Raw genomic sequence first — 11,423 nt, forward strand, 5'->3', positions numbered from 1 at the left:
GGTCGCGCCGAGCTGTTCCGGCGGCGGGCCCCCACCCGCCGCCGGGGTCCCTAGTGCTGCGTCGCCTTCTCGGCGCCGACGCCCGTGAGCGAGCGCACCTCCATCTCGCTCTGCTTGAGCGGGTCCTCGGTGCCCTTGTCGAGCACGGTGCCGAGCCAGCCGAGGAAGAACGCGAGCGGGATCGAGACGATGCCGGGGTTCGACAGCGGGAAGATCGCGAAGTCGATCGCCTCGGTCTTCAGCATCGAGGTCTCGGAGCCCGAGACGACCGGCGAGAAGATGATGAGGATGATCGCCGACGCGAGGCCGCCGTACATGCTCCACAGGGCGCCCTTCGTGGTGAAGCGCTTCCAGTAGAGCGAGTAGACGATCGTCGGCAGGTTCGCCGACGCCGCGACCGCGAACGCGAGCGCCACGAGGAACGCGACGTTCTGCCCGTTCGCCCCGATGCCGCCGATGATCGCGACGATGCCGATGATGACGACCGTGCGGCGCGCCACCTTCACCTCGGCACCCGGCTCGGGCTTGCCCTTCTTCACGACCGACGCGTAGATGTCGTGCGCGAACGAGGCGGCCGCCGTGATCGTGAGGCCCGCGACGACCGCGAGGATCGTCGCGAACGCGATCGCCGAGATGAGGCCGAGCAGCAGCGGCCCGCCGAGCTCGAACGCGAGCAGCGGGGCCGCCGAGTTCGGGCCGCCGGGGGCACCGGCGATGACGGCCGGGCCGACGAGGGCGGCGGCGCCGTAGCCGAGCACGAGCGTGAACACGTAGAAGATGCCGATGAGCCAGATCGCCCAGACGACCGACTTGCGGGCCTCCTTCGCGGTGGGCACCGTGTAGAAGCGCATGAGCACGTGCGGCAGGGCCGCGGTGCCGAGCACGAGGGCGAGACCGAGCGAGAGGAAGTCGATCTTCGAGACATCCGAGACGCCGTACTTGAGGCCCGGGTCGAGGATCGCCGGGTTCTCGGCCACCTCGACCGCGTTCTCGAGCAGCGCCGAGAAGTCGAAGCCGTTGAGCGCGAGCACCCACACGGTCATGACGCCGGCGCCCGCGATGAGCAGCACCGCCTTGATGATCTGCACCCAGGTGGTGCCCTTCATGCCGCCGATGAGCACGTAGAGGATCATGAGCGCGCCCACGACGGTGATGACGACGGCCTGGCCCAGCTGGTCGCCGACGCCGAGCAGCAGCGAGACGAGCCCGCCGGCGCCGGCCATCTGCGCGAGCAGGTAGAAGAAGCAGACCACGAGGGTCGTCGTCGCCGCGGCGATGCGCACGGGCTTCTGCCTGAGCCGGAACGAGAGCACGTCGGCCATCGTGAACTTGCCGGTGTTGCGCAGCAGCTCGGCGACGAGCAGCAGCGCGACGAGCCACGCCACGAGGAAGCCGATCGAGTAGAGGAACCCGTCGTACCCGGTCATCGCGATCGCGCCGACGATGCCGAGGAACGACGCCGCCGACAGGTAGTCGCCCGCGATCGCCGAGCCGTTCTGCCCGCCCGTGAACGAGCGGCCGGCGGCGTAGTAGTCGGCGGCGGTCTTGTTGTTCCGGCTCGCGCGGAACACGATGATCATCGTGATCGCGACGAAGGCGCCGAAGATCGCGATGTTGAGCCAGGGCTCGCCCGGCGAGGCGGCGGGTGCGGCCTCGGCGGCGACGCCGGTCGAGGCGGATGCCGCGGCGGATGCGGTCAGTGCGGTGAAGCTCATCGTGCCGTCTCCTCGGTGGCAGGGGCGAAGTCCGCGTGCTCGATCTCGTCGCGCAGCTTCTCGGCGCGCGGGTCGAGCTTGCGGTTGGCGTAGCTGACGTACCAGGTCGTGACCGCGAAGGTCGTGACGACCTGCGCGAGGCCGAGCAGCATCGCGACGTTCACGTGCCCGAACACGGGCGTCGACATGAAGTCGTGCGCGTAGCTCGCGAGCAGCACGTAGCCGAAGTACCAGACGAGGCAGGCGCCGAGCACCGGGAAGACGAACTTCCGGTGCGTGGAGCGCAGCTCTTGGAACTCGGGGGATCGTTGGACTGCGGGGTAGTCGACGGGAGGGGCCGTCTCCTGCTCCGCGCTCAGGGCGTCGTTGCCCATGGCGTCTCCTTCATCGGGGTGGTGTTCTCAGGTGTTGCCGTGGCCGAGTCTCGCGCGGCGTCGGTGCCGCGTGGGGCGCCCGCCGTTCGTCGTCGACGAACGGCGCCGACGGTGCGACGAACGGCGCCGGCCGCGACGACGAGCGCACGACGAGGCGATTACGCTGGCCGCATGCCCGAGTCGATGCTGCTCGCCGCCGCCGTCGGCGTCGCCGCGGGCGCGCTCGCGGTCGGGCTCGTGATCTTCCTGCGGCGCATCGTGCTCGCCTCGAAGGAGCTCGGCACCGACGCCGAGCAGGCGACCTACCAGACCCTGCACCTCGCCTCGCGGGCGGCCGAGCACCTGCGCGGCGGGCTCGAGGGGCCCGACGCCCAGCGCGCGGGGAGGCACCTGCGCGCCCTCCTCGGCTGCGACAGCCTCGCCCTCGCCGACCGCACCGGCGCGATCGCGATCGACGGCGACGACGCCGTGCGCCCCGCCGCCGAGCGGCTCGTCGCCGAGGCGCTCGCGAGCGGCCGCCCGGCAGTGCAGCGGCGCATCCCGGTGGGCGCCTGGGAGACCGACGCGGTCGCGGCGCCCGTGGTCGGCGGCGCCGGCACGGTCGGCGCGATCGTCGCATTCGCCTCGCCCGTGCGGGCGGGGCTCGTGCGCGCCACCGGCGAGGTCGCAGACTGGGTCGCCGCACAGGTCGAGCTGGGCGAGCTGGATGCCTCGCGCGCGGCCCTCGCGGAGGCCGAGGTGAAGGCGCTCCGGGCCCAGATCAGCCCGCACTTCATCTACAACTCGCTCAACGCCATCGCCTCGTTCATCAACACCGACCCGCAGAAGGCGCGCGACCTCGTGCTCGAGTTCGCCGACTTCACCCGGTACTCGTTCCGCCGCCACGGCGACTTCACGACCGTCGCCGAGGAGCTGCGCTCGATCGACGGCTACCTCAAGCTCGAACGCGCGCGATTCGGCGATCGGCTCAAGGTCACGCTGCAGATCGCACCCGAGGTGCTCTCGACGGTGGTGCCGTTCCTCTCGATCCAGCCGCTCGTCGAGAACGCCGTGCGGCACGGGCTCGAATCGAAGGAGGGCGGCGGGCGCATCACGATCGAGGCCTCCGACTCGGGCGCCTACGCCGAGATCACCGTCGAGGACGACGGCGTCGGCATCGACCCCGCGCAGCTCGCGGCGGTGCTCGCGGGCGGACCGGCCGACGGCGAGCACGTGGGCCTGCGCAACGTCGACGCCCGGTTGCGGCAGGTCTACGGCGACGAGCACGGGCTCGTCGTCGAGACGAACCTCGGCGCCGGAACCCTCGTGCGCATGCGGGTGCCGAAGGCCGGCCCGCGCCGTGATGGGAGGATCGCACCATGATCTCCGTGCTCATCGCCGACGACGAGCAGCCCGCGATCGACGAGCTCGCCTTCCTGCTGCGCCAGGACCCGCGGATCGGCACGATCCACCAGGCCTCCTCGGGGTCCGAGGCGATCCGGCTGCTCGCGCGCGAGCCGGTCGACGCCGCGTTCCTCGACATCCACATGCCCGGGCTCACGGGGTTCGACCTGGCCCGGGCGCTCGCCCGGTTCGAGCAGCGCCCGGTGCTCGTCTTCGTCACGGCCGACGAGGAGGGCGCGCTCGAGGCGTTCGACCTCGAGGCCGTCGACTACCTGCTGAAGCCCGTGCGCACCGAGCGGCTGCACCGGTCGGTCGGGCGTGTGGTCGAGGCCATCACCGCCGCCGGCGCCCGCACCGCGGGCCGGCCCGCGCCCGAGGCATCCGCCCCGCCCGAGATGATCGCCGTGACGCTCGGCGGCACGACGCGCATGATCCGCCGCGACGACGTGCGCTACGTGCAGGCGCAGGGCGACTACGCCCGGCTGCACACCGAGGAGGCGAGCTACCTCGTGCGGGTGCCGATGGCCGATCTCGAACGGCAGTGGGCCGACGCGGGCTTCGTGCGGGTGCACCGCTCGTATCTCGTCGCACTCGCGCACGTGAGCCGGGTGCGGCTCGGCGCCGACCATCCGAGCGTCGTGGTCGGCCAGGCCGAACTGCCGGTGAGCCGTCGGCTGCTGCCCGGCCTGCGCGACCGGCTCGAGCAGGCGACCCTGCGAGCGCGGCCGTGAGCGACGAGGGCTCGGAGACGGCCGCACCGCTCCCTCCCCGACCTGCGGGGCGCGCGCGGGTGCGCGTCACCGCGCCGCACACCGGGGGTCCCGCGGCGCAGCCGGCCGGCCGCGGCGCGCGCCCGGGCACGAGCGACGTGCAGGGCGTGTACGTGCGGTCGCTCATCCGCTCGCAGCTGCGCCTCGCGCTCGTCGTCGCAGCGGGCTTCGTCATCGCGACCGGGCTGTTCGTCGTCGCGATCGCCCTCGTGCCCGACCTCGACCGCACGTTCGTCGTCGGCGTGCCCGTCTCATGGCTGCTGCTCGGATTCGGCCTCTACCCGCTCGTGATCACCGTCGGGGTGCTCTACGTGCGGGCGGCCGCACGCAACGAGGCACGGTACCGGGCACTCGCGGAGGACGACTCGTGAACCCCGCGATCGGCTACGTCTCGATCGCCGCGGTCGCGCTCGTCTCGGCGCTCATCGGCTTCTACGGGCTCCGGGTGTCGCGCACGACGAGCGACTTCTACGTCGCGAGCCGCACGGTGCGGCCGTGGTGGAACGCGTCGGCCATCGGCGGCGAGTACCTCTCGGCGGCCTCGTTCCTCGGCATCGCGGGGCTCATCCTGCTCACGGGGGCGTCGGCGCTGTGGTTCCCGATCGGATACACCGCGGGGTACCTCATGCTGCTGCTCTTCGTCGCGGCGCCGCTTCGACGCAGCGGCGCCTACACGATCCCCGACTTCACCGAGGCGCGGCTCGAGTCGCGCTGGGCGCGCCGGGTGACGAGCCTGCTCGTGATCGTCGTCGGCTGGTTCTACATCGTGCCGCAGCTGCAGGGCGCCGCCCTGACCGTGCGCATCACGACCGGCCTGCCCGCCTGGGCGGGCTCGGTCGCCGTCGCGGTGATCGTCGCCGTCGTGGTCGCGGCGGGCGGCATGCGCGCCATCACCTTCGTGCAGGCGTTCCAGTTCTGGCTCAAGCTCACGGCGCTCGCGCTGCCGGTCGTCGTGCTGCTGCTCGCGGTCGGCGGCGGAACCGCCGCCGCGCCCGCGCTCGATGCGGCGCTCGCACCGGCTGTGGCGTTCCCGACCGCGGCCGGGCCAGCCGACCTCGACGTCTACCGCACCGTGTCGCTTATGGTCGCGCTGCTGTTCGGCACCCTCGGCCTGCCGCACGTGCTCGTGCGGTTCTACACGAACCCCGACGGCGTCGCCGCCCGTCGCACGACCGTCATCGTGCTCGTGCTGCTCAGCGTGTTCTACCTCTTCCCGACGGCGTTCGGGCTGCTCGGGCGGGTGTTCGCGCCCGACCTCGCCGCACCGGGCAGCGCCGACGCGCTCATCCTGCTGCTGCCCGACCGGCTCGTGCCCGGGCCGCTCGGCGACCTGCTCACCGCGCTCGTCATCGCGGGGGCGTTCGGCGCGTTCCTCTCGACGTCGTCGGGACTCGTGGTCTCGCTCGCGGGCGTCATCAGCCAGGACCTGCTCGGCGGCCGGGTGCGCGGCTTCCGCATCGCCGCGATCGTCTCGACGGCGGTGCCGCTCGCGGTCGCTCTCGTGACCGAGTCGACGGGGCTCGCGGGCAGCGTCGGGCTCGTGTTCGCGTTCACCGCGTCGACGCTCTGCCCGATGCTCATCCTCGGCATCTGGTGGCGCGGGCTCACCGCGCGCGGCGCCATCGCGGGCATGCTCACGGGCGCCGTGCTGTCTGCTGCGGCCATCCTCGCCGGGGCGCCGCTCGGCGCCGCCGTGCCCGCGCTGCGCCCGTTCCTCGAACAGCCCGCCGCATGGACGGTGCCCCTCGCGGTCGTCGTGACGGTGTTCGTCTCCCGCGCCGATCGCCGAGGCATCCCCCGCGGGGTCGACGGGTACCTGACCCGGCTGCACGTGCCCGAGCGCCGCTGACGCCCGCCTAGACTTGCCCGGTGCTCCTGCCCGTCGCCCTCTCCGTGCTCGTCGGCGCGGCGTCGCAGCGCATCACCGGCATGGGGTTCGCGCTCATCGCCGCGCCCGCGCTCGTCGTGCTGCTCGGGCCGTTCGACGGCGTCGTCGTCGTGAACCTCTGCGCGGTGCTGTCGTCGCTGCTCATCCTTCCCCGGGTGTGGCGCCTGGTCGAAGGGCGGCGCCTGGCATGGCTGCTGCCGCCCGCGATCCTCGGCACGGTCGCCGGCGCGATCGTCGCCGCGAACGTGCCCGGCCGCGTGCTGCAGGTCGGCGTCGGGCTGCTCGTCGTCGTCGCGCTCACCGTCACGCTCGTCGTGACCCGCACGGCGGCCGCGCCGTCCGACGATGCGGCCACCGGCCCCGCGCCAGCGATCATCGCGGGCGCCGCCTCGGGCTTCATGAACGCCTCGGCCGGCGTGGGCGGCCCCGCGCTCAGCGTGTACGCCGTCGCGACGCGCTGGCCGCAGGCGGGGTTCGCCGCGACCGCGCAGGCGTACTTCATCGTGATCGGCTCGGCGGCGCTCCTCGGCAAGTTCGTCGCGACCGGGTGGAGCTGGCCGTCGCTCGACCCCGCGGCGTGGCCCTTCGTGATCGGCGCGCTCCTCGTCGGGCTGCTCATCGGCGAATGGCTCGCGCCCAGGGTCAGCCACCGGGCGGCACGGCTCGCGGTCGTCGTGATCGCCTACGTCGGGGGCGCCGCGGCGCTCGTCGACGGCGTGCTCGAGCTGCTGGGGTGACGCGCCAGGTGCCCGCCCGGACGGGCGGTCACCCGAAGGTCGCGAGCCGGGCCTCGAGCCCGGCGCGCACCTCGGGCCATTCGTCGATGACGACCGAGTAGACGGCGCTCGAGCGCCACGTGCCGTCGGCCCGGCGCTTGTCGCGGCGCATGACGCCGTCGAGCTTGGCGCCGAGCTTCTCGATGGCCGCGCGCGAGCGCCCGTTCGCCGAGTCGGCCTGGATCTTCACCCGCCCGAATCCGTGCGAGAACGCGTGGTCGAGCAGCAGCAGCTTCGCCTCGGGGTTCACCGCGCTGCCCCACACCCGCGGGTGGTACGCCGTCCAGCCGATGTGCGTCGACTCGTTCACGACGTCGAAGTCGGCGAGCTTCGTGGCGCCGACGACCGTGCCGTCGTCGATGCCGCCTTGGATGCGCACCACGAACGGCCGTGCGTCGCCCCCGCCGTCACCGCCGCCGAGGTAGTAGCGGCGCGCCCAGTCGACGAACGCGTCGCGGCCGTCGGGCAGACCCGCCGGTCCGCCGCCGTAGCCGCCGGCGAAGACCTCGGGCCGCGCGAGCGGCTCGACGAGGTCGGGCAGGTCGGTCTCGGTCAGCGGAGTGAGGCGCACGAAGCGCCCTCGCAGTTCGGTCGGGGCGGGCACGGTCGCGGCGGGCGGGGCGGCGGTCACCCGATCGAGTCTGCCACGCCGAGTCGACCGGCGTGCCGCCCGGCGAGGCGGCTGCGACGGGGTCTTCCCAGCGGACCGGAGGGCGTGCGACGATGACCGGGTCCGATCACCGAACGAAAGGCGCACCCATGGGGGCCATCGACGACGCGGCCAAGCAGGCCGGCGAGTTCTACGAGAAGAACAAGGACAAGATCGACGACGCGCTGAAGAGCGAGCAGGCCGAGGGCATCAGCGACTCGGTGCTCGACGGCGTGGCCGACTTCGCGAAGAAGGTCACGGGCGGCAAGTTCGACGAGCACATCGAGGGTGCCCGCGACGCCGCCGACGGCGCCGTCGGCAACGAGTAACCGGCTCAGCCGGAACGGCGCGCCCCGCACGGCGCGGTGACCACGAGGGGCGGATGCCTCGCCCGCACGCCGGAGGGCCGCGGGGAGGCATCCGCCCCCTTCCGCGCCCGACGCGGGACGAATGGCGCTGCGCGGTCGCGAGGCCCGACCGACCGGCGGATGCTGGAGGAAGCCACACTCGGGAACGCGGGAATCGAGGCAACCGATGGGCGCGCTCGGCAAGGCGCTTGCACTCGCCGTCGTCGCGGCGAGCGCGCTGCTCATGTCCGGCTGCGTCGCTCCGCCGATCGCCCTGCCGCCGTCGATGCCCCTGCATCACCACCGGTCGCTGCCCGTCGGCGACGAACCGGTCGACCTCGATCCTGACGAGTTCACGACCGACATCGACAACCCCTACTGGCCGATGAAGCCCGGCACGCAGTGGGTGTACCGGGAGAGCGACCCCGACGGCGACCTCACCGTCCGGGTGACCGTGACCTCCGAGACGAAGGTCGTCGCGAACGGCGTCGAGGCGCGGGTCGTGCGCGACACCGTGAGTCGGGGCGGCGAGCTCGTCGAGGACACCTTCGACTGGTACGCGCAGGACAGGGCGGGGAACATCTGGTACCTCGGCGAGCAGACCGCCGAGTTCGAGCACGGCGAGATGGTCTCGACCGAGGGCAGCTTCGAGGCGGGCGTCGACGGGGCGCAGCCGGGCATCGCACTCCCCGCCCGGCCGCGGCCCGGCATGGCCTACCGGCAGGAGTACCTCGAGGGCGAGGCGGAGGACGCTGGCGCGGTGCTCGGCGTCGACGAGCTCGTCGAGGTGCCGTACGGCGCCTACGACGGCGCGCTGCTCACGCGCGACACGACGCCGCTCGAGCCCGATGTCGAGGAGCTGAAGTTCTACGCCCGCGGGGTCGGGCCCGTGCTGACGGTCGCGGTCTCGGGCGGCAGCGGCCGGGAGGAACTGCTCGACGTGCGCACGGTGCCCGACGGCACGGGCACCGGGCCGCTCGGTTCACCCGAGTGACGCCGACGGAGCACGAACGCGCACGGCCGGTTTCGACCCGAGAGCTCACCGCGCCTCACGGCCTCGAGCGCCTCCCCCGCATCGCCGCCGAGAGGATCGCGCCGACGGCCACGAGCACGACTCCGACAGGCATGAGAGCCGCGCCGTCGACCCCCGTGCTCGGGAGCGCCGCCCCGGCCGGCTGCGAGGGCCCGGGGGTCGGCGTGGGACCGGGTGCGGCGGAAGCGTCGTCGTCGTTCACCACGGTGCACGTCGTACTGGTCCCGCGCGCGAGCGTCACGGTGTCCTGATCGACCGCGACCGGTGCGCCTGCCTCGTCGACGCAGTCCCACCCGCGGCTCCCGTAGCCGTCGGGACCCGACTCGGACAGCGTATAGACGCCCGGGGCGATCGGTACATCGGTGACTTGAGCCGACCCGCCGCCGCCGGCCACGGGAGTCGGCCCCTGCGCGGCGAGCTGGAAATCGGATGCCTCGGCCGTGCCGCCGTCGTCGTTGACCACCACCTTGACGAGGGAGAGGGAGGTCGAGCACGTCACCGCGTTCGTCACCACGACCTGCCTGAACGGCAGATCGGCGGTCGTCGCGTACGGCAGAGCGGCCTCGACTGGTGCGCCGTCGACCGCCGTGACGTCTGCGGCGAGGGTGCATCCGTCCGGCACGACGGCGGTCTCGTCGACGACGACGGCTTCATCGACGTCGTAGCCCTCACGCGCTTCACCCCACGGCTGCGGGTCGGCTCCGGTCTCGCCCGGACCGGTCAGGGCGGCCTCGGCCTCGAAGCCCGCGGGCTGCGTGCCCTCGGCGTAGACCCGGCCGTCGATCACCCACACCTTGTCGACCACGATCCCTGCCGATGGCCGGTTGTAGACCGTGCACGCGACGTGCGCAGTCGCCGGTACGTCGACGACGAACCCGGGGTCCGCTGGATCATCGACGTTCGAGACCGCCACCTGCTCGCCTGTCGACCGGTTCACGCACACGGCGTTCTGCCCATCTGGTGAGACCATCGTGTAGCCCGACTGCTGGGACTCGCTGATCTCCACTGCCGCCGCGGTCACCCCGGCGGGGTACCCCACCTCGAAGCTGACGCCGCCCGTCCCGTCGCTCGTGGTGGTCGATGTCTGCGGGTCGACGGTCGCCCCCGGCGCATCCGTGGTCGCGGTGAACTGCCACCCCGCACCTGCGGGCACCGAGCCCGCGATGTCGTCGCCGCTGTTCTGCGCCGGCACGATCGCCTTGAAGACGCTGACCGAGCCGGCGCACTGCGACAGCACCAGATCGCGCAGCGCCTCGCCCGCCTCGGCGTAGTCTCCGGCGTCCAGGTAGTCCGCCTCGAGGACGTTCGACCCGTCGAAGAGCGTCGGACCGGAGAGTGCCCGCAGGTTCAGCCGCGTCACATCGTCGACGCCGTCCCCGACCCCGACGGCGATGAGCCGTGTTCCCTCCGCCTTGACGGCGTTGGCCGAGAAGATGCCGTTCTCGACGTCGCGGAAGTGGGTCGTGCCCCCGTTGCCGAGCATGGGATCGGCACTGAACCGGGTGGGGTTGCCATCCGTGATGACGACCGTCACCTCGTAGTGCGGCGCAGCTTGGGCGACCGCCCAGATGCCGCGGTCCCAGTTGGTGCCGCTCCCCGTCGTCCAGTTCGCGTACACCGACTTGAAGTCGTCGGCCGCCGGTTGCGTGGAGACATTCCTGAGCTCGGGGAAGTTCGCGCCGACGCTGGAGCTCGGAGAGCTGCCGTCGAACGAGAACACGGCCATCCGTGACGGCGTCCCGACCAGGGCATCGGTGAAGGTATCGGCGGCCGCCTTCAGCTGGACGAGCTCGCTCGAACTGACCGATGCTGAGAGGTCGAGCACCAGCGCCACGTCGAGACCGCATTGCGCCGGAAGCAACGGGTTCGTGCGCGACTGCTGCCAGATCCCCTCGGAAGCGGTGACCGGATTGCTGCTCGATGCGCTCCCGAACATGAAATCGGCCGACGATCGGTACGTCGCACCGCCGACGAGGGACGGGGTCTCGAAGGCGTACAGGCTGTCGATGGAACCCGACCCCGACCCCGGGCCGGTGCGGAGCGACGGGTTCATGTACCAACCGGCCGGTGAGTCGATCTGTCGCACCCAGAACCGGGAACCGGCGTTGGTGCCGCCCGTCGCAGTGTCGGGAACCACGAAGCTGCAGTCGCCGTCAGCGTCCGAGATGCAGACGCCCCAGTCCGCGTCGACGGGTTCGGCCGCGCCGGCGGCTTCGAACAGGCCGAGCGTCACCCCGCCGAGAGGCGTGACGGTGCGGGTGCCACTGCGGTCGGCGCCCACCGTCACCGTGACGACGGACTGATCGGGCGCGGGGGCCGGGACGGCGGCCGGCAAGACACCGGCATGCGCTGACCCGGTCACGCCGACGCCTGCGACTCCGACTCCGACCCCGATGAGGGCGAGCACCACCACCAGGCCCGCTCGGCCGGTCGTGCGTCGCAAGACTCGCGATGACATCTGAGCCCCCTGATCCGCCCGCGCTCAGGC

At 72.5% G+C, this 11,423-nt stretch carries 11 protein-coding genes; 7 read left to right on the forward strand and 4 right to left on the reverse strand.

Annotated features, from left to right (window positions below; genetic code table 11):
• Nucleotides 1-50 precede the first annotated feature (50 nt).
• Both ACFWGP_RS08730 and ACFWGP_RS08735 read right to left on the reverse strand, forming a co-directional pair.
• Nucleotides 51-1,715 (reverse strand): cation acetate symporter, encoded by a 1,665-nt coding sequence (locus ACFWGP_RS08730; RefSeq protein ID WP_231429640.1) that lies wholly within the window; start codon nt 1,713-1,715, stop codon nt 51-53.
• Nucleotides 1,712-2,089, reverse strand: coding sequence for a DUF485 domain-containing protein (locus tag ACFWGP_RS08735; RefSeq protein WP_231429639.1), 378 nt, complete (start codon nt 2,087-2,089; stop codon nt 1,712-1,714). The genes ACFWGP_RS08730 and ACFWGP_RS08735 overlap by 4 nt, the downstream gene beginning before the upstream one ends.
• 171 nt (nt 2,090-2,260) lie before the next feature.
• Between ACFWGP_RS08735 and ACFWGP_RS08740 the strand changes: the two genes are divergently transcribed.
• The 5 genes from ACFWGP_RS08740 to ACFWGP_RS08760 are packed head-to-tail and all read left to right on the forward strand — an operon-like array spanning nt 2,261 to nt 6,867.
• A complete protein-coding gene (locus ACFWGP_RS08740; protein ID WP_231429638.1) occupies nt 2,261-3,451 on the forward strand; it encodes a sensor histidine kinase in 1,191 nt (396 codons plus the stop codon).
• Nucleotides 3,448-4,203 (forward strand): LytTR family DNA-binding domain-containing protein, encoded by a 756-nt coding sequence (locus tag ACFWGP_RS08745; RefSeq protein WP_231429637.1) that lies wholly within the window; start codon nt 3,448-3,450, stop codon nt 4,201-4,203. The genes ACFWGP_RS08740 and ACFWGP_RS08745 overlap by 4 nt, the downstream gene beginning before the upstream one ends.
• A 59-nt stretch (nt 4,204-4,262) precedes the next feature.
• A complete protein-coding gene (locus tag ACFWGP_RS08750; RefSeq protein ID WP_231429636.1) occupies nt 4,263-4,613 on the forward strand; it encodes a DUF485 domain-containing protein in 351 nt (116 codons plus the stop codon).
• On the forward strand, nt 4,610-6,091 hold the full coding sequence (locus ACFWGP_RS08755; protein WP_231429635.1) for a cation acetate symporter: 1,482 nt from the start codon (nt 4,610-4,612) through the stop codon (nt 6,089-6,091). The genes ACFWGP_RS08750 and ACFWGP_RS08755 overlap by 4 nt, the downstream gene beginning before the upstream one ends.
• Nucleotides 6,092-6,111: 20 nt before the next feature.
• A complete protein-coding gene (locus ACFWGP_RS08760) occupies nt 6,112-6,867 on the forward strand; it encodes a TSUP family transporter (protein WP_376930679.1) in 756 nt (251 codons plus the stop codon).
• A gap of 28 nt (nt 6,868-6,895) precedes the next feature.
• Here the strand turns inward: ACFWGP_RS08760 and ACFWGP_RS08765 are convergent, their stop codons facing one another.
• Nucleotides 6,896-7,537 (reverse strand): GNAT family N-acetyltransferase, encoded by a 642-nt coding sequence (locus ACFWGP_RS08765; RefSeq protein ID WP_231429633.1) that lies wholly within the window; start codon nt 7,535-7,537, stop codon nt 6,896-6,898.
• A gap of 128 nt (nt 7,538-7,665) precedes the next feature.
• Here ACFWGP_RS08765 and ACFWGP_RS08770 point away from each other — a divergent pair, with 128 nt between their 5' ends.
• Both ACFWGP_RS08770 and ACFWGP_RS08775 read left to right on the forward strand, forming a co-directional pair.
• Entirely contained in the window at nt 7,666-7,884 is a 219-nt protein-coding gene (locus ACFWGP_RS08770; RefSeq protein ID WP_231429632.1) for an antitoxin, read from the forward strand.
• Nucleotides 7,885-8,089: 205 nt separating this feature from the next.
• Nucleotides 8,090-8,896 (forward strand): hypothetical protein, encoded by an 807-nt coding sequence (locus ACFWGP_RS08775; RefSeq protein ID WP_231429631.1) that lies wholly within the window; start codon nt 8,090-8,092, stop codon nt 8,894-8,896.
• A 55-nt stretch (nt 8,897-8,951) separates the two neighbouring features.
• On the opposite strand, the gene ACFWGP_RS08780 is transcribed toward ACFWGP_RS08775, so the two are convergent.
• Nucleotides 8,952-11,270 (reverse strand): hypothetical protein, encoded by a 2,319-nt coding sequence (locus ACFWGP_RS08780; protein ID WP_376930680.1) that lies wholly within the window; start codon nt 11,268-11,270, stop codon nt 8,952-8,954.
• Nucleotides 11,271-11,423 lie beyond the last annotated feature (153 nt).

Origin of the sequence: Agromyces sp. NPDC127015 (genome assembly GCF_042725165.1) — a bacterium.
GTDB classification, from domain to species: domain Bacteria; phylum Actinomycetota; class Actinomycetes; order Actinomycetales; family Microbacteriaceae; genus Agromyces; species Agromyces chromiiresistens.

Bases quoted from the DNA above. Each gene is read 5' to 3' on its own strand.
- ACFWGP_RS08730 (WP_231429640.1), bottom strand. From the start codon at position 1,715: ATGAGCTTCACCGCACTGACCGCATCCGCCGCGGCATCCGCCTCGACC.
- ACFWGP_RS08735 (WP_231429639.1), bottom strand. From the start codon at position 2,089: ATGGGCAACGACGCCCTGAGCGCGGAGCAGGAGACGGCCCCTCCCGTC.
- ACFWGP_RS08740 (WP_231429638.1), top strand. From the start codon at position 2,261: ATGCCCGAGTCGATGCTGCTCGCCGCCGCCGTCGGCGTCGCCGCGGGC.
- ACFWGP_RS08745 (WP_231429637.1), top strand. From the start codon at position 3,448: ATGATCTCCGTGCTCATCGCCGACGACGAGCAGCCCGCGATCGACGAG.
- ACFWGP_RS08770 (WP_231429632.1), top strand. From the start codon at position 7,666: ATGGGGGCCATCGACGACGCGGCCAAGCAGGCCGGCGAGTTCTACGAG.
- ACFWGP_RS08775 (WP_231429631.1), top strand. From the start codon at position 8,090: ATGGGCGCGCTCGGCAAGGCGCTTGCACTCGCCGTCGTCGCGGCGAGC.